At 56.2% G+C, this 20,420-nt stretch carries 17 protein-coding genes; 10 read left to right on the top strand and 7 right to left on the bottom strand.

Annotated elements, in window-relative coordinates:
- Positions 1-3 precede the first annotated feature (3 nt).
- Entirely contained in the window at positions 4-1,362 is a 1,359-nt protein-coding gene (locus FLT43_RS23555) for a TrkH family potassium uptake protein (RefSeq protein ID WP_244194045.1), read from the top strand.
- 62 nt (positions 1,363-1,424) lie between these two features.
- On the top strand, positions 1,425-2,093 hold the full coding sequence (locus FLT43_RS23560; RefSeq protein WP_087440784.1) for a potassium channel family protein: 669 nt from the start codon (positions 1,425-1,427) through the stop codon (positions 2,091-2,093).
- Positions 2,094-2,155: 62 nt separating this feature from the next.
- On the opposite strand, the gene FLT43_RS23565 is transcribed toward FLT43_RS23560, so the two are convergent.
- Both FLT43_RS23565 and FLT43_RS23570 read right to left on the bottom strand, forming a co-directional pair.
- Positions 2,156-2,947, bottom strand: coding sequence for a hypothetical protein (locus FLT43_RS23565; RefSeq protein WP_087440783.1), 792 nt, complete (start codon positions 2,945-2,947; stop codon positions 2,156-2,158).
- 94 nt (positions 2,948-3,041) lie between these two features.
- A complete protein-coding gene (locus FLT43_RS23570) occupies positions 3,042-3,956 on the bottom strand; it encodes a LysR family transcriptional regulator (protein ID WP_087440782.1) in 915 nt (304 codons plus the stop codon).
- Between the two features lie 332 nt (positions 3,957-4,288).
- Between FLT43_RS23570 and FLT43_RS23575 the strand changes: the two genes are divergently transcribed.
- The 4 genes from FLT43_RS23575 (at position 4,289) to FLT43_RS23590 (ending at position 8,479) form a co-directional block, all read left to right on the top strand.
- Entirely contained in the window at positions 4,289-4,963 is a 675-nt protein-coding gene (locus tag FLT43_RS23575) for a succinate dehydrogenase cytochrome b558 subunit (RefSeq protein ID WP_087440781.1), read from the top strand.
- Positions 4,964-4,978: 15 nt separating this feature from the next.
- On the top strand, positions 4,979-6,745 hold the full coding sequence (sdhA, locus tag FLT43_RS23580) for a succinate dehydrogenase flavoprotein subunit (RefSeq protein ID WP_087440780.1): 1,767 nt from the start codon (positions 4,979-4,981) through the stop codon (positions 6,743-6,745).
- Positions 6,746-6,747: 2 nt separating this feature from the next.
- Complete coding sequence (gene sdhB, locus FLT43_RS23585; RefSeq protein WP_087440779.1) at positions 6,748-7,512, top strand: succinate dehydrogenase iron-sulfur subunit; 765 nt, start codon at positions 6,748-6,750, stop codon at positions 7,510-7,512.
- A 577-nt stretch (positions 7,513-8,089) separates the two neighbouring features.
- Entirely contained in the window at positions 8,090-8,479 is a 390-nt protein-coding gene (locus tag FLT43_RS23590) for a hypothetical protein (protein WP_087440777.1), read from the top strand.
- A gap of 280 nt (positions 8,480-8,759) precedes the next feature.
- Here the strand turns inward: FLT43_RS23590 and FLT43_RS23595 are convergent, their stop codons facing one another.
- Positions 8,760-10,127, bottom strand: coding sequence for an aldehyde dehydrogenase (locus FLT43_RS23595; RefSeq protein ID WP_087440776.1), 1,368 nt, complete (start codon positions 10,125-10,127; stop codon positions 8,760-8,762).
- 366 nt (positions 10,128-10,493) lie between these two features.
- Here FLT43_RS23595 and FLT43_RS23600 point away from each other — a divergent pair, with 366 nt between their 5' ends.
- The 3 genes from FLT43_RS23600 (at position 10,494) to FLT43_RS23610 (ending at position 11,946) form a co-directional block, all read left to right on the top strand.
- Positions 10,494-11,246 (top strand): metallophosphoesterase family protein, encoded by a 753-nt coding sequence (locus FLT43_RS23600; protein WP_006676031.1) that lies wholly within the window; start codon positions 10,494-10,496, stop codon positions 11,244-11,246.
- Between the two features lie 141 nt (positions 11,247-11,387).
- Positions 11,388-11,759 carry a MerR family transcriptional regulator gene (locus FLT43_RS23605; RefSeq protein WP_174818136.1) on the top strand — a complete coding sequence of 124 codons (372 nt, stop codon included), beginning with the start codon at positions 11,388-11,390 and terminating at the stop codon, positions 11,757-11,759.
- Positions 11,755-11,946, top strand: a complete 192-nt coding sequence (locus tag FLT43_RS23610; protein WP_304363578.1) for a hypothetical protein — start codon at positions 11,755-11,757, stop codon at positions 11,944-11,946. The genes FLT43_RS23605 and FLT43_RS23610 overlap by 5 nt, the downstream gene beginning before the upstream one ends.
- 239 nt (positions 11,947-12,185) lie before the next feature.
- Here the strand turns inward: FLT43_RS23610 and FLT43_RS23615 are convergent, their stop codons facing one another.
- The 3 genes from FLT43_RS23615 to FLT43_RS23625 all read right to left on the bottom strand — a co-directional run bounded on the left by FLT43_RS23615 (position 12,186) and on the right by FLT43_RS23625 (position 15,969).
- Positions 12,186-12,998, bottom strand: coding sequence for a histidinol-phosphatase (locus FLT43_RS23615; RefSeq protein ID WP_087440775.1), 813 nt, complete (start codon positions 12,996-12,998; stop codon positions 12,186-12,188).
- Positions 12,999-13,010: 12 nt separating this feature from the next.
- Complete coding sequence (locus FLT43_RS23620) at positions 13,011-13,913, bottom strand: LysR family transcriptional regulator (RefSeq protein ID WP_087440774.1); 903 nt, start codon at positions 13,911-13,913, stop codon at positions 13,011-13,013.
- 352 nt (positions 13,914-14,265) lie between these two features.
- The gene (locus FLT43_RS23625; RefSeq protein ID WP_087440773.1) at positions 14,266-15,969 is read right to left on the bottom strand and encodes a DUF4127 family protein; all 1,704 of its coding nucleotides are present in this window, start codon (positions 15,967-15,969) and stop codon (positions 14,266-14,268) included.
- A 271-nt stretch (positions 15,970-16,240) separates the two neighbouring features.
- On the opposite strand from FLT43_RS23625, the gene FLT43_RS23630 reads away from it, so the two are divergent.
- Positions 16,241-17,560, top strand: a complete 1,320-nt coding sequence (locus tag FLT43_RS23630) for an MFS transporter (RefSeq protein ID WP_087440772.1) — start codon at positions 16,241-16,243, stop codon at positions 17,558-17,560.
- Positions 17,561-17,723: 163 nt separating this feature from the next.
- Here the strand turns inward: FLT43_RS23630 and FLT43_RS23635 are convergent, their stop codons facing one another.
- Positions 17,724-20,420 carry a calcium-translocating P-type ATPase, SERCA-type gene (locus FLT43_RS23635; protein WP_087440771.1) on the bottom strand — a complete coding sequence of 899 codons (2,697 nt, stop codon included), beginning with the start codon at positions 20,418-20,420 and terminating at the stop codon, positions 17,724-17,726.

Here is a 20,420-nt window from a genome sequence, read left to right on the forward strand (position 1 = left end):
TCGTTGAAATCAATTAAAAAAGCATCCCGGTGGAAGCTCACCCCGCCGCGAATTCTGGTGACGGGGTTCGGGACGATTATTCTCATCGGGGCGCTGCTGCTGATGCTTCCGATAGCCAATTCAGATGGCCAGCCTCTCCCTTTCATCGATGCGCTGTTCACAGCCACGTCGGCAACTTGCGTAACGGGGCTTGTTGTGGTGGATACGGGCACGCATTTCACCTTGTTCGGGCAGATCGTCATTATTACGCTGATTCAGGTCGGCGGACTTGGCTTCATGACGATGGGGACGCTGTTCGCGCTTGCCTTCCGCAAGCGTATTTCGTTAAAAGAACGTCTCATTTTGCAGGAAGCGCTGAATCAAGGCAGCATGGAGGGCATCGTTCGCCTGATTCGCAAGGTGCTGCTGTACGCCTTCAGCATCGAAGGTGCAGCGGCGGTCCTGTTCACGCTGCGCTGGTCATTTGACCTGCCGTTCGGCAAGGCATTGTACTTTGGCATATTTCACGCGATATCGTTTTTCAATAACGCCGGCTTCGATCTGTTCGGCTCCGTATCGGGACCGTTCAGCAGCCTGACCCGGTATGTCGGCGACCCGATCGTGAATACCGTCTCGATGCTGCTGATCGTGCTGGGCGGACTCGGCTTTATCGTCCTGTCCGATGTAGCGGAATACCGGCGCACCCGCAGACTGGCGCTCCATTCCAAGGTCGTGCTGACGATGACGGGCTTGCTCATCGTATTGGGCGCCATCGTCATTTTCGTCTTCGAATTCACGAACCCGGCGACGCTGGGCAGTCTGAACGGCTGGCAGAAGATGTGGGCGGCATTCTTCCAATCGGTCAGCCCGCGTACAGCCGGAGCGAATACGGTCGATATCGGCACGATGCGGCAAGCAACGCAGTTCTTCATGGTCGTGCTGATGTTCATCGGCGCCTCTCCTGGCTCGACGGGCGGCGGAATCAAGACGACGACGTTCGCCATTCTTATCGGCGCCGTCATCACGATGATTCGGGGGAAGGAGGACATCGTAATCTTCCGTCATCGGCTGGGCAAAGACCGGATATTTAAGGCGGTCACGATAACATTGATGGCCTTGTTCATGGTGATCGGGGTAACGATGGTATTGTCCACGACCGAGGATCATCCATTTTTGATGATATTGTTCGAGACGACTTCGGCGTTCGGGACCGTCGGACTAACGGCGGGCCTGACGACCGATTTGACCGTAGTCGGCAAATTATTGATCTGCCTGATGATGTTCGCGGGGCGGCTGGGTCCGATTACGCTGGCCTATGCCTTAGGCCCAAAAAGCGAACGTGAGCTATTCAAGCACCCGGAAGGAAAAATTACGATCGGATAAAAGGCCGGCATTCCGGGATTACCATATAGAAGAAGAGTAATGGGCGAAGGAGCAATACGAACATGGAGTTACAGCAATTTGCAGTCGTGGGGATGGGCAGATTCGGTTCGAGTCTGGCGCAGGAGCTGGTCGAGCTCGGCCATCAGGTGCTGGGAATCGATAAGGATGAAGAGGTTGTCTCGGAGATGAACAACGTCTTGACGCATGCCGTCGTTGCCGATGCGGCGGATGAGGATGTTCTTCGTTCGCTCGGCATCCGGAATTTCGATTGCGCCATTGTCGCTATCGGGAATGATCTGCAGACGAGCGTTCTCGTCAGTATCCAGATGAAGGAGCTTGGGGTCAGAAAAGTGGTCGCCAAAGCCGTGTCCGAGCTGCACGGGCGCGTGTTGGAGCGGATTGGCGTCGATCGGGTCATCTATCCGGAAAGGGATATGGGGATCCGTGTGGCCCACCAACTGGTATCGCCGAACCTTCTGGATTATATCGAATTGTCCAAGGACTATACGATTGCGGAGCTGAGTGTTCCCGGCAATTTGCGCGGCAAGATGCTCAAGGATGTCAACCCGAGAGCCCGGTACGGCTGCAGCATCGTGGCGCTGCATAAGCCGAACGGCGTGATTATCGCTCCATCGGCCGAGGATGTCCTCCAGGACGATGATGTCATGGTCGTCATCGGAACGAATGCCCAGATCGATCAATTCGAGGATCAGATCGGGAAGCGCAGGTAGATGCAATAAAGCCCTCCAGGCCATTCCGGCGGAGGGCTTTGCTGCATGCATGCAGGGCGGGATTAGAACAGAATTTTGGCCATAATCAGTAAGAGCAGGAAATAGCCGCTTAGGCTGGCCAGCACATACACGAAGCGGTTATTCCGCGACACTTGGGCTTGCTCCAGCGACTCATAGATGGTCATCATGACCGATACGAGCCAGGCGAGGCCGGCGATGGAGAGCGCCAATAAATAGAATGACAGCAGCGAGATGATTCCGGCGACCGCATAGATAGGTCCGTAAGGCATCTGCATCGCCGCTAACTGGACGAAAAAGGTCTTGGCGTCGAGCTTCCGACCGCCTTTCCAGCGGTTCACGAAGTAGAGCGAGCCGAAGAGGGCGGCCAAGGCGACGAGATGGAGCAGCATCAGCTGCAGAAAATATGAAAACGGCGGAGCCGTGTTGCCAAGTCCGATCGGCAGGGGGCCGAACAGAAACTTCGCGAATTGGTCAATGAACAGATAGCCGAAGAGCGCAAATCCGATCGCAGACGCGGCAGCGCCGATCACGCCGTACCAATAATCGGCTCCCGTCGTCATATAGCTTGCCGCCTGAGGCTCCTTCATGAGGCGGACAACGCGTGCCATGTCGATATTCGGCCTGGATGTCTTCGGCGAGCCATAACCTGGATCCGTCGGCTGCACGGGTTCCTGCGTATGACGAACGGGAAACGGCTGCTCCGCCGCGGCGGCAGTCTCCCACCGATCCGGAGAGGACGCCTGGGTTTCATCTGCTGGGCGTCCCTCATGCACCCGGCACGTATGTACTTCGTGCTCTTGCAGCGGTTCGCCGCATCGATTGCATACTTTCATCTTCTCTACCTCCTAGATTTCCCCCATCATGCATGAACATATCGGGTCTCGTGTCTCTGTATATGTAACAGTATTAGATTCGACGCATCCTCTCCTATTCCTGCTTCGATTGCGCATTCCATCCGGAGGCGGCCCGGGCCGTCTCTTCGATGAACCGTCTTGCGGTCAGACTGAGGGCGGCTTGCTTCGCATAGACAAGCGACGTGATCCGCTCCGTCTGCACCAGCTCCTTCAGATGGATGGCGACGAGCCCGTTGTCGTCCAGCCATTCGGAGCGCAAGTACGATTTGGGGAGCAGCGCCGCAGCATGGCAGGGAGACAGCAGGCGGACGATCGCTTCGAAGGAGTCGATCTCCATCCGGATGTCGGGAACGATATGGTGGCGCCGGAACAGGTCGTCGATCAGCTTGCGGTACCAGGTGCCTTTAGAGAACAGCAGCATCGGGAGACCGTTCAGCCGGGCAATCGAACCCTGATCGCCGGAGGCCAGCTCATGCTCCCGCGGCATGACCAGTTCCAAATGATCGGAGAACAGGGGAAGACAGACGAGGCTCGGATCGCGGATCGCGTCGGCGACCAAGCCGACATCAACCTTTTGATCCCGGATGAAGGAAATGATCTCGTGCGTCTTGCCGGTTACGGTTTTCAATTGCGCTTCCGGATATTTTTCTACAAATAAAGAAACAAACAGCGGCAGCGTCGTCTGCAGCGTCGTCAAGCTCGCCCCGATCGTGACGGACGCATGGCCTTCGATCTTGTAATCCGCGATCGACTTCAAGAAATCAAGCTGCCGGTTGCGGATGTCGAGCGCGAACTCATACGTAATCTGTCCGACCCGGGTCAGCTCCAGCCGCTTGCCGTTCCGGATGAACAGATCGACGCCGAGTTCGCTCTCCAGCTTCGCGATTTGGCGGGAGAGGGCGGGCTGGGACAGGTTGAGCCGCTTGGATGCCTGATTCAAGGTTGATAATTCAACGACGGTAGCGAATGATTCCAGCAAATCGAGCACTGCGCTTCCTCCTTTTGCCATGTACTAAAAGGTTGCCATTTCAGATAAATGACTTTGATATGCGTAAAAGTTATTAAAATTATAAAAACATTGCAATACCATTATAAGAGAAAAAGAGGTAACATGAGAAGTGTCACAACTTAGTCACAAGTATGGAGAGCGGTTACATCGGCATCCCTCAAGAGATTCACCCGTATGTCATAATGTGGATCGCCTCCGATTTCGCAAAAATGACAAAATGTTGACGCTTTCGACAGGCACGGGTAAAATGAGGGTTGTTTCAATTACCAAAATCTACTGGTACGTACATGGAAAGGGGAAACGGCACGCTTATGAAACGAGGTTATTTTTACTCGCGGAAGTTGCATTCGCTTCTCGGGGTTATCCCGCTCGGCTTCTTTCTTGTGGAGCATATGCTGACCAACTTCGCGGCATTTGACGGCGGGAAGGAAGCGTTTCAGAGCAGCGTCAAGATGTTGAATGACCTGCCGCTCATTTTCTTTCTCGAGATGTTCGGCATCTGGCTTCCGCTTCTGTATCACGGAGTGTATGGTCTCTATATCGCCTATACCGCGAAGAACAACGTAGGGAACTTCAACTACGGGCGCAACGTGGCATTTCTATGGCAGCGGATTACGGGGGTCATCACGTTTATTTTCGTCACCTGGCATGTGTTCGAGACGCGCTTCCAGATTACACTCGGCAATGTGACGCATGAAGAGCTGGGCACTCATATGAACGGTATCGTATCGCAGCCGCTCATGTTCGCCGTCTATACGATCGCGGTCATCGCGGCATCGTATCATTTCACGAACGGACTGTGGGCCTTCCTCGTCAGCTGGGGAATCACGATTGGCCCGCGCGCGCAGAAGGTGTCGGCCAAGATTTGCATGGGCTTGTTCGTGATCATGTCCGTCTTGTTCGTATTGTCGCTGTTCGGCTTCCGCGGAGAAGAGTTCCAGGCGGCTTCCGTTATGATGGATACAGTCAAATCGGTTATTGGTTAAGGGGGAGGACGCATAATGGCTAAGCAGAAAATCATCGTCGTCGGCGGCGGTCTCGCCGGTCTGATGGCTGTCGTAAAAGCAGCGGAGGCAGGCGTGCACGTTGACCTGTTCTCTCTGGTTCCCGTCAAGCGGTCCCACTCCGTATGCGCTCAGGGCGGAATCAACGGGGCGGTCAACACGAAGGGGGAAGGCGACTCGCCATGGGAGCATTTTGACGATACGGTATACGGCGGGGACTTCCTCGCGAACCAACCTCCGGTCAAGGCAATGTGCGAAGCGGCGCCGGGCATCATCCATTTGATGGACCGGATGGGCGTCATGTTCAGCCGCACGCCGGAAGGGCTGCTTGATTTCCGCCGCTTCGGCGGCACGCAGTATCACCGGACAGCGTTCGCCGGTGCAACGACCGGCCAGCAGCTGTTGTATGCGCTTGACGAGCAGGTGCGCCGTTGGGAAGCCGCTGGTCTCGTCACCAAGTATGAGCATTGGGAATTCCTGTCGGCCGTTATCGACGAGGATGAAGTGTGCCGCGGCATCACGGCGCAGGATCTCCGCTCGATGGAAGTCAAGTCGTTCGCGGCCGATGCGGTCATTCTCGCGACCGGCGGTCCCGGCATTATTTTCGGCAAGACGACGAACTCGGTTATCAACACAGGGACGGCAGCCAGCGCTGTCTACCAGCAGGGGGTCCGCTATGCGAACGGGGAATTCATTCAGATTCACCCGACGGCCATTCCGGGAGATGACAAGCTTCGTCTCATGTCCGAGTCCGCGCGCGGCGAAGGCGGACGGATCTGGACCTACAAGGACGGCAAGCCATGGTATTTCCTCGAGGAAAAGTATCCGGCATACGGGAACCTCGTGCCGCGTGATATCGCGACTCGGGAAATTTTCCATGTCTGCGTCGATTTGAAGCTCGGCGTCAACGGCGAGAACATGGTCTACCTCGATCTGTCGCACAAGGATCCGAAGGAGCTTGACGTCAAGCTCGGCGGCATAATCGAGATTTACGAGAAGTTCATGGGGGACGACCCGCGCAAGATTCCGATGAAGATCTTCCCGGGTGTCCACTATTCGATGGGCGGCATGTGGGTCGACTACAACCAGATGACGAATATCAAGGGCCTGTTCGCCGCAGGGGAATGCGAATACCAGTATCACGGGGCGAACCGTCTCGGCGCCAATTCCCTCCTGTCGGCCATTTTCGGCGGCATGGTCGCGGGGCCGAAGGCCGTGGAATATATTCGAGGACTGGATAAGTCCGTTGAGGATATCTCCTCCAGCGTATTCGACCGCGAAGTCAAGCTGAGAGCGGATCGGTACGATAATCTGCTCAAGATGGACGGCAGCGAGAATGCCTATGTTCTCCATAAAGAGCTGGGCGAATGGATGACGAACAATATGACGGTCGTCCGCTACAATTCGAAGCTGGAAGAGACCGTCGTGAAGATCAAAGAGCTGAAGCAGCGTTATGCGAGCATCAATATGTCGGATACGGCGCGCTGGAACAACCAGGCCGCCAGCTTCACCCGCCAGCTGTGGAACATGCTCGAGCTGGCCGAAGCGATGACGAAGAGTGCCCTGCTTCGCAACGAGAGCCGCGGCGCTCATTACAAGCCGGACTACCCGGATCGGAACGACGAGGACTTCCTCAAGACGACGATTGCCGCCTGGACGCCGGAAGGGCCGGAGATCAGTTACGACGAGATAGACGTATCCCTCATTCAACCGCGGAAGCGCGATTATACGACGGATAAAAAAAGTAAAAAGAAAGGAGAATAACGATGGCGGAAGCAGTGGCATCATCCAAGAAAATTAAGTTCATTGTGACGCGTCAGGATTCGCCTGATGCAGCTCCTTATACCGAAGAGTTCGAAATTCCGTATCGCCCGAACATGAACGTCATCAGCGCCCTGATGGAGATTCAGCGGAATCCTGTCAACGCGTCGGGCAAAGAGACGGCCCCGGTCTGTTGGGAGTCGAACTGTCTGGAAGAAGTGTGCGGCGCCTGCTCGATGGTCATCAACGGCAAGCCGCGCCAAGCCTGCTCGGCCTTGATCGACAAGCTGGAGCAGCCGATTCGCCTGGCTCCGATGAAGACGTTCCCGATCGTGCGCGATCTGGTCATCAACCGGGAGCGGATGTTCAATGCGCTCAAGCGCGTCAAGGCCTGGATTCCGATTGACGGCACATATGATCTGGGACCGGGGCCGCGCATGGCGGAGACGAAGCGCCAGTGGGCGTATGAGCTGTCCAAGTGCATGACCTGCGGCGTATGTCTCGAAGCTTGCCCGAACGTGAATGACAAGACAAGCTTCATCGGACCGGCGCCGCTATCGCAAGTCCGTCTGTTCAACGCGCATCCGACGGGCGAGATGAACAAGGATGAGCGCTTGGAAGCGCTGTTAGACGATGGCGGCATTGAAGGCTGCGGCAACTCGCAGAACTGCGTCCGCTCCTGTCCGAAGGAGATTCCATTGACCACATCCATCGCGGAAATGAATAAAGACACGACCAAACTGATGTTCAAGCGCTGGTTCAAAATGTAACCAAGGCTGCGTCAGGCCACGGGCGTCCCGGGAACGGGGCGCTCTTTTTATTTTGTCCCTCGGTATGCGTGACTGTGATAGGCTGCCAACGTGAACTGCGCGCCATGACATAGACATGCTGTCAACGCGATATGGAGAGAGTACGATGCTGTCAATCCGCTAACCGACGGGCAAGATGCTAATCGGTGAGGCAAGAACGGTTGAATCCTGCAAATCTACAGTATTTCTCTTGTTTGGATACTGTTTCCGATGAAATTGCTGCAAATCTGCATCTTTTACCCCGTCCAATCTCAAATCCAAGCTTAAAAGCACAAAATTGATGCCTTTTTGCAGGAATCTCTTTTTCAAAATAGAGCTTCACCGGGAATGCTGTATTTTTGCAGCATTGGCCTGGGGAACGCAAGCTGCCCGGAGCAATGTGCTACTGGCAGCAGTAATAAATTTGACAAATTCGTGAATTTCATATTTCCGTAGACAACAATTTCCTTTATAGTAATGGTAAATATAAGCAGCACCTTTGCGGCACCTCTGGCATCACCTTGAGTCTGGAACAGACAGGATAGAGGAGGGATTCTCATTGCGTGAATCATTTACGAACTGCGAAAGCGACGCTATGGCGTGCTCCCGGTTGTTCTACCCGCACATTAAGGAAGCGGTCGATCTGTGGGATCCTATCGGCCTGCTGTCACTGGGCGCGCCGTCTGACGAGTACGACAGCTTGTCCCTGCATATTACGCTGCTGTACGCCAAGCGTCCCGAGCCGGACGGCATGGCTGCGCAATTGGAGCGATATATGGAGGAGCAATTCGGCCTCGGTCCGGCAGTCATGCCGCGAGATCGCGGGGAAGCGTGGACGCGAAGCATTCGGACATTTTGTCGGCACTTACTTGAAGATGAACGGTTGTTCGAGCGTTATGAGCATTGGCGGCTTCACCACGGGCGTTGTCATACGACAGAGGTATGCTGAGGGGCTGGAGGAGGGCTAGCCTGTCTGAATCATGAGGTAAGCCCGCTGCCCTCGCGCGAGTCCACCAGTATCGGCATCGAGAAGGGCAGGGCTTGCAGGTCGCTGCCTCCCCCGAATCCGCCGTATCGGCATCGAGAAGGGCAGGGCTTGCAGGTCGCTGCCTCCCGAATCCGCCGTATCGCATCGAGAAGGGCAGGGCTTACAGGTCACTGCCCTCCCGGCCGAGTCCACAGTATCGGCATCGGGAAGGGCAGGGCGGGCAGGCCGCTGCCGCGGACGGCTAGCGGAACAGCCGCTTGATGATATCCAGCCTCCGGGCGGCACCGGGATAGCGGAAGGAGAAATCAAACGCGGTCGTCTGATAGAGGACGCTCTTCCGATGGCTGAACGTATTGAAGCTGTGAACGCCGTGATAGCTGCCGATTCCGCTCTCGCCCACCCCGCCGAACGGAAGATAAGGCGTAGCCAGGTGCATGAGCGTATCATTGATGCAGCCGCCGCCAAACGGAAGCTGCCGGACGACGCGCTGCTGCAAGGCCCGATCGGCCGTGAACAGATAGAGCGCGAGCGGCTTCGGCCGCTCAAGGATCGCGTGCTCGGCTTCCTCGTACGACTCGTAAGTGAGAATGGGCAGTATCGGCCCGAATATCTCCTCCTGCATGACGGGTGACGACCAGTCCGCTTCCGTCATGACGGTCGGAGCCAAGCGCAGCCGCTCCCGGTCGGATTCGCCGCCGAAGGCGATGCGGCCGTTGTCCAGGAAGCTGTGCAGCCGTTCCCAGTGCCGCTCGCTGACGATAGATGCGTACTCGCCGCTGTCAAGCGGCCGCGGTCCGAAGAATTGGCTAATCGTCCGCTCCAGCTCGCGGATTAGCTCATCGCGGCGGGATTGATGGACATATACGTAATCCGGCGCGACGCAGGTCTGCCCGGCATTCGTCCATTTGCCGAAGGCGATCCGTCTGGCCGCAAGCTTCATATCAGCGTCATGATGGACGATGCAGGGGCTCTTGCCGCCAAGCTCCAGCGTGATCGGAATCAGGCGGGAGGCCGCCGCCTCCATGACGAGCTTGCCGACCGGGACGCTGCCGGTGAAGAAAATATAATCGAACGGCCAGGCCAACAGCTGCTGGGCCGTCTCGGCGTCCCCCTGCACGACGGCGACATGACCCGGATCGAACGTCTCCCCGACGAGACGTTCCAGCACCGCGCCGGTATGCGGCGTCAGCTCTGACGGCTTCAGCACCGCCGTGTTGCCGGCGGCGATTGCGCCGATAAGCGGGGCGAGGGCCAACTGGAACGGATAGTTCCAGGGGGCGATGATGAGCGCGCTGCCGTACGGCTCAGGCACAATCATGCCGCGGCTTCCCAGATGGGTGAGCGCCGTCCTGGCACGGCGCGGCTTCGCCCAGCGGCTGACCCGCCGCGCAGCCAGCCGCGCTTCCTCCAGCACGATGCCGATCTCGGTCATGTACGCTTCCGACGCGCTCTTCCCCAAATCCTGCCGAAGCGCGGCGGTGATGTCCTGCTCCATCCCGCGCACGCGGTCAGCAAGGCGGATAAGGGCTGCGCGCCGCTCCTTAACGTCACGGGTGCGCCCTTCACGGTAATACGTTTTTTGCATTTCCAACAGAGCCGGATCTGTCATGGATGACGCCTCCTCTCCCCAATCGCAATGCTTCATGACCTCATTACAACATATTTTTTTGCGGTTTGCATTGAACTTCTTGCTGATTCATAATAAAAGTACAGAATTCAATATTATTTCGCTTATTTTTCCTGGCGATTGCGGCACGGCTATGGAATGCGGGAAGGGAATATCATTCGCCCAGCTTCGCTGCCCAATCCGGACTAATGCGCGTCGGCCAAGCTGCCGCCGATCCGCTTATTCGGTCCCTTCGGAAATGGGCACTGCTTACTTTGACAAGAGAAAGGGTATCATATCTCGGATTGCCCGCGCATAACACAGAACAAGACACCGACATTCATAGTCTAGAGAGGAGACAATAACATTATGCAATCCATCGCTATCATTTCAGATATACATGGTAATTTGCAGGCATTGGAAGCGGTGCTGCAGGATGTGGAGCGCCAAGGCGCCGACCGGATCTACTGTCTTGGCGATGTCGTCGGGAAGGGCCCGAATCCGGCGGAGGCTGTCGATCTCATCTGGGAGCATTGCGATGTGATCGTGCGCGGCAATTGGGATGAGCTTGTCCTGCGGATGGAAGAGGACATCCAATTCCGCTGGCACGCCGAACGGCTGGGCGAGAAGCGCCGGAGCATGCTGGCCGCGCTGCCGTTCTCTCATGACTTCATCATGAGCGGCCGGCATATCCGTCTCGTCCATGCGTCCCCGCAGAGCGTCTATCATCGGGTACAGCCGTGGGATGCGGAAGAGAGAAGACTCGGCATGTTCGAATTCACCTCCTCCCTCAACGAGCCTCTTCATCCGTGCCAATCGCCGGATGTTGTCATATACGGGGATATTCATAATGCTTATTTGCAGCATCTTCAGGGCCGCACGCTGGTCAACTGCGGCAGCGTAGGCAATCCGCTTGACATTACCCAGGCGTCCTATATTATGCTGCAAGGGAGCTTGGGGCAAGTGACGACCAGTGAATTTTCGATTCATTTTCACCGGGTGCCCTATGATATCGAACGGGCTGTCCGGGCTGCCCAAGAGGCGGATATCCCGGGCCTCCAGCCGTACGTGCGGGAGCTGCGCACCGGCGTGTACCGTGGGCTTCAAAGCGGAGAAGCATAGACTCGGAAGCGCGGCATCCAGCCATGCGAGCCTGATCGGACGATGAGGACAGCCCGTAACGGACTGTCCTGTTTGCCGTGCGGCGGCAGAAGTCATGGACTCTTTTTCCATAGAATGCTATGCTGTGTAGCGGTGATATCTATGTTCCGAATCGGAGACTTTTCAAAATCAACGCAAGTGTCCATCCGAATGCTGCGCTATTATGATGAAGTCGGCCTGTTGAAGCCGGCCCGGGTTGATGAGCTTACAGGCTATCGGCTCTATTCCATCGACCAAATCCCAGTCATACAGCAAATTATCCTTTTACGAGATATGGAATTCAATGTTGCTGAAATCGCTTGCGCCCTTGCCAACTGGGAAGATTCCTTCATTATCGGGCAATTGGAGAATAAAAAGAAAGAAATACATGCAGCGATTCGGCGGGAATTAGAGCATATCGCCAAAATCGAAGTCGCGATAAAAGACCAGACCGAATCCCATTGCCCTGTCTACCGCCCGAGTCACAGCGATTGACGAGGAGAACGGCATCATTCAGCTTGCGTATATTGACGCATATGAAGGCAGCCCGGCCCTTGATGAGAAGCCTTACACTCCAAGCCTCGACAGGGTGGAAATTCCGCATGTGCCGGACTGGTGCGCCCACTGGCCTGGAGGAATCGGCCTCGTTCGATTGGGCCAAGGAGTTTCGCTGGAGCAATGAATGAGAGAGTTTCATTTGGACCGCCACAGACTACGAAAAGCGATTCGATCATCAAATTTTCATCATTTGTTACACAACGGTAATATTTCTGTTAACGGAGGTTAATGTTGAGAGGGTATATTGATAACAAGACCCCCTTTTGATGAATATATATCCCTTGAGTCGGACCTGAATGTTCAGGTCCTCTTTTTTTTTGCCTCTTGGCTGTCAGGAGCGGCCGGAAGGACCAAAAAGCCGCTCTACGCGAGCGGCACTTCATGTCTTTGTTTCTGCTTGTAGTAGACCCAGGACGTGAAGCCGATCTCGAGGAGCCGCTTCCGGACTTGCTCCCATTCGTCGCCGACCCGGGACGGCTTGTGGGCATCGGAGCCGAACGTGACATCGACGCCGAAGTGAAGGGCCCGTTCCAGAATCTCGTCGGAAGGATACCAGCCGCCGCTCAGCTTCGTCTTGCCGGACGTATTGATCTCGATCGCCACGCCGCAATCGGCGATGACGGACAGCGTCTCATCGATAGCCTCGGCAGCAGCGATATCCGAGAAGGCCGGATAGTTCCCCTTCATCGCGTCGATGTGGCCGAGAATCTGGAACATGCCGGAGCGGGCGGAATCGCGAATGAGCTCATAATACGTTACCTTCTGGGCGATGCGTTCTTCATCGGACAGCTTTTTCCACCGGTTCTTATTGAAAATGCTGATCTCGTTCGTATAATGAACGGATCCGATTATATAATCGAACGGATACCGGTCCAGCATCTGGCGGTAGGTCTCGGCGTGCGGAGGGAAATAGTCGGACTCGATGCCGAGCAGCACGTCGATGCGTCCTTCATATTCCCGCTTCAGCTCCAGCACTTCATTCACATAATTCTCGAAGTCGCTCTTCGCCATCGCGATATTGGGAAAGGCCTGATCTTCCTCTCTGCCGAAGTACGGGGTATGATCGGAAATGCCGATGACGTCCAGCCCGTTCGCGATCCCTGCCTCGATGTATTCCCGGATATTTCCGTCCGCATGCCCGCAGCGGAAATGATGTGTATGCAAGTCGAATTTCATATCTTTTTCCTCCTATTCTGACCCGATGAATTGCGTTTCCGGCATGCCTTTCAGGTCATTCAGGAACTGCTGCATCGCGGAATTCAAATATCGGCCCGTACGGTACATGACGCCGACCGGATGGGCGATCTCCAACTCATGGATATGTACAATCTGCAGGGTTCCCCGCTTCAGCTCGTTGCTGACGGACAGCTTCGAGATGATGGCTGCGCCAAGATTCAGCTCTACCATCCGCTTCACTTCCTCGCTGCTGTTCAATTCCATCACAATATGAGGCTGAATGCCGTGACGGCGGAACGTCTCATCCGCGAACCGGCGGCCGAGGGTGTCGGTGGACAGCATAATGAGAGGGATATCCCGCAGCAGATCCATGGTGCCATGCTTATGCTCGGCTAGCGGATGGTTCGCATTGACAACCAGTTCGAACGTGTCGTAGTACAGAACGGAAGAGACAAGATTCGGATTCTGCTCATTCAAATACCCGATTCCGATATCCAAGGTGCCATTTTCGATTTGGCTCATGATTTGGGTTGAGGACATGGACAAGATGGAGGTCTTGATGAGCGGGAATTGATCCTGGAAATAGGAAAGCACCCGCGGGAGAATTTGAATGGCAATCGATGTCGTCGTTCCAAGCACGATATGACCCTGCGGAATTTGCTGCAAATCGTTCAGCTTTTGCTTCAAATCATCGACGATTTGGAGTATGCGTTCGGCTTGTTCAAGAAACAACCGGCCGCTGTCGGTCAGCGTAACCGGCTGATTGCGATCAATGAGAATGGTCTTGAACTCATCTTCCAAGCTCTTGATTTGCGCAGATACGGCAGGCTGAGTCAGGTTCAGCAGTTCGCCGGCTTTGCGGAAGCTCATTGTCTTGGAAATCGTGATGAGCGTTTCCAATTGGCTCAAATTCATTGAAGCTCTCCTTTCCCGTGCAATGACATGAATCATAAATGCCAAGATTATAAAAATATTTATCAATAATAACATAGCAATAAAATTGTTTTGTCATTATATATCTTAGATTATAGAGGAAGCGGCTGGCCGGAGCAATGTGTGCTTCTTTTTCCATGCTGTGCAAGCAGGTACGTCCGAATTTTTCCCCATTTCACGCATAATGATTCAGCCGGCATTTTGTGCCGGAGAACCGTCCGGTCTAGCGCCTCCTGGTTGAACCAACTGTGACGGCGGGCTCCCAAAACAGCCCGCTCCAGTCAACGGAACGGGCTGCTGCGGTCCAAGCTTAATGCAATGCTGAGGTCAAGGCTCAGTGCAATGCTGCGGCAGGCTGCAAGGTGATCTCGAAGGCCCGCCCCCACATGAAGTCCGGGTTGTCATCGTCCAGCGATACATGGGAGTAGGCCGCCAAGGACCAGAGAGACCCGCGAATTTGCCGTACATTTTGCGCAGCTCCCGGGCAGCCGGCCAAAAATGCGTTTTTGCCGGCAAGGGTGGCAGTATGCGTCTGCATACGTGTGCGGAGGATCGCCAGAAGGAAGGCATAATCGGCCGCCGTATTGAAGAGGCGCATGTTCTGGTCGGCCATGGACGCAATGTTGGAATACATGCAGTGCTTTCTCGAATAGGTACGGATTTCGCCGATTGCCGTTGTTTTATAATAATAGTCTTTCAGGAAACGCTTGAACAGCAGTGAACCATGTGCATTGACGGCCCGATCGAGGGCTGCCGGACGATTCTCCGTAACGAGGAAGGCATAGCGCGCTTGCCCCATGCCTAGTGCAATCCCGATCTTATTCCCCGGAGTATTCCAGGCGCTGTATCCAAGCAGGCATCCCGTATGCCGGCTGTCCAGCAGCGCTTCGGTCACGGCGGCGTTGGCCGGACCTCGCCCCGCGAAATCGATGGCGACCGTCGGAATCCGGTTCGACACATTCGCTTCCAACCGGCTTATGGCGGCGGACACCTGCTCCGGGGCAGTAATGGCAATGATCTCGATATCTGGTGAACAAGGGACACGCTGGCCCCCGATTATATCGACGTGGCGCCGGATATTGTCATCCACATTCATATATTCGTAAGGGCTCGTGATGGTGGATCCGTCAGGCCCGTAATAGCGCACCGCGTAGCGCGGCTTGGTCCCGCCGCGATGCAATTGGTTCGCCATGCGGGCCATCAGCGCATGCCCCAGTCCGTCCGCATCCGGAAGAATAATGGCACGGTCGGGATTTTGTCCGCTGGCTCCGCCGCCGAGCCAAGCGTTGATGCGCCCTTCGATGAATCGAATCTCGTTGAGCTGCGCGCCTTGCGTATAAGCATCGTCAACGCCGATCGCCAGGAAGTCGATATAACCCTGCCGGGCCAGCTGCTCCAGAATATAATAGTTGGTTTTGAATTTATGCCGGCGGGCGTTGTAATATTGTTCCTTGTCGAAATGAACGGTGCCCCCATAAGACCCGTCTGGGGACAAGTCATACCCTTGCAAAATATCGTCAAACGCGGTAAAGCTCTTGCGGGGCTGCTGCATGAAGCTGCGCGACTCCGTATAAGCCTCATAGGTCAGACCATCCACGAACGTCGTCGTCGCCAACCGCATGATGGTATCGAGAACATAGATCGGCTTGCCCGGACACGATTGCTTCACGAGACGAATGACGTCCAGCCGCTTCGCCGCCGCAGGGTCGTAATCGGGGTAGATGCCGCCCCCATTCGCCCTTAAGCGCCGGCTGCCGATTAATCCTCCATAGACCAGCATATCGGTGGAGATAATAAACCCGTCCGCCGCCCCGGCGTGACGGAGAATAAAGCGCCGAATATTGTCCGGATGGCCGACAGCCGGGGAAGACGTGCTTTCCAGGATTCCGCCCGCGGCTATTTTTTCCGTATCCAGCCGATTCCGAATATCGCTTCGGCAAGGGGTGATGACGTTGAGACCTGCCGAGCGCCCTTGCATAATCACATCATCCAAATTAACGGGCCGGTCGTCGAGCGGCACATACAGAACGTTTTTCATCCTTGATCAACTCCCTGTTATGGATAGGCTGCGCCCCATTTCAGTTACTAGGCTTATGTGTACGCATGCCTTCACTTCTATAGGCAATGAAGGAGGGGAAAATACAACCAACCGGGCGAAAAAATTTTGGATAAGCATGGGGGCCGGTCCGTTGCGAAAACTTAATATTTGAAACAGTTGACCCGCCAGCCTGCGATGCCTCACAATAAATGAAGGCGCTCTCATCGAAGCGGAATGCGGAGATGATAAGTTGAAATTAGGGGGACACGCAATGCGTACGAAAGAAGTTCGCAGTTGGATGATGTACGATTGGGCGAATTCCGCTTTTGCGACTACGATGCTGGCGGCGGTGCTGCCGATTTTTTACCAGACCGTAGCCGCCTCGAATCTGCCTGGACATCAGGCGACCAGCTATTGGGCCTTCACCCAGACGATAGGCATGATTCTGGTTGCGGTGCTGTCGCCGATACTGGGGGCGGTGGCCGATCTGTCCCAGCGGAAGATGGCGTTCCTTCGCGTGTGTGCCTGGATGGGAGCCTTGGCCTGCATCCTGATGGTGTTCGCGGGTGAAGGAGACTGGCTGTATGTATCGGTGCTGTTCGTCTTCGCCACGATCGGTTTTTCCGGCGGCAATACATTCTATGACTCGCTCCTTCCGGATATCGCTCCGCCCGAAGCACGGGACGAAATCTCTGCCAAAGGCTATATGTACGGCTATATCGGCGGCGGGGCCCTGCTGGCCGTCAATATTGTGATGCTGGAATTGTGGGAGACGTTCGGCTTCGCCAGCAAGGTGGCGGCGACCCAGGCCGTATTCCTGACCGTCGGCGTCTGGTGGCTTCTGTTCTCGCTGCCGCTGTTCCGCACGCTGCGCGACCCGGCCCGAATCGAACGGCGCTCAGCGGTTTATTACACGAAGCATGGGTTCGGCCGTATTTTCTACACCTTGAAGCGGGTGAAGCACTATCCGGAGCTGTTGAAATATATTTTATCCTTCTGGTTCTTCAATGACGGGATATCGACCATCATCGCCATGTCGGCCATCTATGGCGCCGAGATTGGCATCGAGACGAGCCATCTCATTATTGCCTTGCTCATTACGCAGTTCGTGGGCATCCCGTTCACGTTCCTGTTCGCGAAGTTCGCCAGACAGCTCGGATCGAAGCGATCACTCTATATTTCGCTCAGCACGTATATCGTCATCGTGTTCCTTGGCTACTTCATGACGTCCGCGCTTCATTTTTATATTTTGGCCTTCCTTGTCGGTATGGTTCAAGGCGGCAGCCAGGCCGTGGCCCGCTCCGTCTTCAGCCAGATGGTGCCGCGCAGCCGGGCATCCGAGTTCTTCGGCTTCCTGAGCCTGTCGAGCAAAGTATCGGCTTCCATCGGCCCGGCCGTATTCGGGATGGTCGGCCTGCTGACCGGATCCACCCGCTTGGCGATCTTATCGATTCTCGCCTTCTTCATTATCGGTATTCTGCTCCTTGTCTTCGTCGATATCGAGAAGGGGCGCCGAGAGGCGGAACAGGAAGAGAGCCTGTTCACGGGAGGCTCGATCAATCCGCCAGCCCCCGGCGTTCCGGTGAATTGAGACGGATAACAGAAAGGGACTATTGCGTGGAAAAAAGTTAAGGGCGTCATGCTGCGAGTGCGGCAGACGCCCTTGGTTCCGTTCCTGAAGCTAGGCCGCCACGCCCTGCTGGCTTGGCGCAGTGAGGCCCGTCGAAGCGGCCGCCGGAGAGTACTGCGGCTTATTAACCCCGGTTCGTGCCGCTTGCCCGTCTGCGGGAGAACAGCTTCACGATTTCCACGATCGGAATCATGGACAGCGAGGCGCCGGCGACGATGAGCCACTGCTGGCGGTTCAACGCTACGACACTGAACAGCTCGCGCAGGAACGGAAGCGCGATGACGAGCACGATAAGCAGCCCGGATATAATCACGGCGATATTTAGCTTCCGGTTCGTGAACCAACCGATCCGGAACAGCGACTGCTTGTTGGAGCGGACATTGAACGCATGCGTGAGCTGGATTAAGCCCAGCGTGGCGAAGGCCATCGTAATCGCCACATCCTCGGAATAATGCGTATGTCCCCAGTAATAGGTGAGCAGCGTCAGCAAGGCTTCGAGCAGCCCCTGATAGACGAGGCTGACGCCGATGCCACCGGCGAAGATGCTGGCCGAGGCTTGGCGCGGCTCCTGCTTCATCAGGTCTTCTTCGGCCTGTTCGAAGCCGAGCGCCAGCGCGGGCAGCGTGTCGGTGACCAGATTGATCCACAGGATATGAATCGGAAAGAGAATTTTCCAGTTCAGCATCGTCGCCACGAACAGGGTGACGACCTCGCCGAGATTGGCAGACAGCAAATATTGAATCGTCTTGCGGATGTTGCTGTATACCTTCCGTCCTTCCTCGACGGCGAGAACGATCGTCGAGAAATTGTCGTCCGCCAGCACCATATCCGAAGCGCCCTTCGCCACATCGGTGCCGGTAATGCCCATGCCGACGCCGATATCGGCTGCCTTCAAGGCCGGAGCATCATTTACTCCGTCACCTGTCATGGCTACGATTTTGCCCTTCTTCTTCCACGCCTTCACGATCCGGACCTTATGTTCGGGCGATACGCGGGCATAGACAGAATATTGCTCCACCTCCGCCTCGAACGCTTCGTCATCGATGCGGCTCAGTTCCGCCCCGGTCAGGACTGCGCCATCCTTGTCGATGATGCCCAGTTCCTTCGCGATTGCGGCGGCCGTGTCCCCGTGATCGCCCGTAATCATCACGGGGCGAATGCCGGCCAGCTTGCAGATGCGAACCGCTTCCTTCACTTCTTCGCGCGGCGGATCGATCATACCGACCAGGCCGGCGAAGACGAGATCGCTCTCGAGGGCATCCACTGTCAGGTTGTCCGGCACCCGCTCCGCATCCCGGTAGGCGAGGGCCAGTACGCGCAGCGCCTTGTCAGCCATCGCTTTATTGGCGGCGGCGATGCGCTGGAGGTGCTCGTCTGTCATCGGTTCGACGCTGCCGTCCTGAAGAATATGGGTGCAACGGGCCGTTAGCACGTCAGGCGCGCCCTTCGTCATGATGCGGCATCGGCTCCCGCCTTCTCCGTTCTCCTCAGCGGGCAGCTGATGAACGGTCGTCATCCGCTTGCGTTCCGAATCGAACGGCAGCTCGGCGATCCGCGGGAAGCGCCGTTCGGCCTCTCGTTTGTCGATGCCGTTCAGGAGGGCATAGTCGATCAGTGCCGTCTCGGTCGGATCGCCGATCGCCCCGGCCGTATTTCCTCCACCGGCATCCGCTAGCCGGGCGTCATTGCAGAGGACCATCACCTGCATCAGCCGTTCGGCCGCGGGAGTCCGGCTCCACTCTTCCCCGGATGAGCGGAGGGTATTGTCGGCGAAGAGCTCTTTGACGGTCATCCGGTTCTGTGTCAAGGTTCCCGTCTTATCCGAGCAGATAATATCTGTGCTGCCGAGCGTCTCCACTGCAGGCAGCTTGCGGATGATTGCTTTGCGCCGGGCCATCGTCTGCACGCCAAGCGCCAAAATAATCGTGACAATGGCAGGCAAGCCTTCCGGAATGGCCGCCACCGCAAGCGAGATGGAGGTGAGCAGCATGTCGAACAGCTCCCTGCCTTCGATAAGCCCAACGGTGAACATAACGACCGCGACGATCACGATAATGATGGTGAACGTTTTGCCCAGTTCGTTCAGCTTGCGCTGAAGCGGCGTGACCTCATCCTCTTCCTGCGACAAATAGCCCGCGATCGAACCGACCTCGGTGGCGCCTCCGGTGGCGGTAACGACACCGAGGCCCCGGCCGTAAGAGACGTGGCTCGTCATATAGGCCATATTGATGCGATCCCCGATCACGAGATCGGCTTCGCTTAACGGGTCCGTCCCTTTTTCGACCGGGACCGATTCCCCGGTCAATGCCGCCTCTTCAATCTTCAGCGAGGCGGATTCGATAAGCCGCAGATCGGCCGGAACCACATTGCCGGCCTCCAGCAGGACGATGTCGCCGGGGACAAGCTCTTCGGCCTTAATATCGAGTGCCTGCCCCCCGCGCATGACGCGGGCATGGGGCGTGGACATCTGCTTCAGTGCGCTCAGCGCCTGCTCCGCCTTCTGCTCCTGAATGACGCCGAGCACGGCATTCAGGACGACGACAACGAGAATGATGACGGAGTCGGTCCATTCGCCCAACAGGCCGGAGACGATGGCGGCGGCAAGCAGGACGAGAATCATGACGTCCTTGAATTGGGCCAGCAGCTTCGCCAGCAGGGACGGGCCGGCCGTCTCCTCGAGTAGATTGCGCCCATATTGCTGCCTCCGCTGCTCCGCTTCCTGCCCGGTCAGGCCTTCCCGGCGCGAGCCAAGCCGCTGCAAGGCCGCTTCGGCGGTCAATGTATGAAAAGCTGCCTCTTGATTCTCCTGTTCCTTTTTCAT

The sequence above is a fragment of the Paenibacillus thiaminolyticus genome (genome assembly GCF_007066085.1).
Taxonomy (GTDB): Bacteria; Bacillota; Bacilli; order Paenibacillales; family Paenibacillaceae; genus Paenibacillus_B; species Paenibacillus_B thiaminolyticus.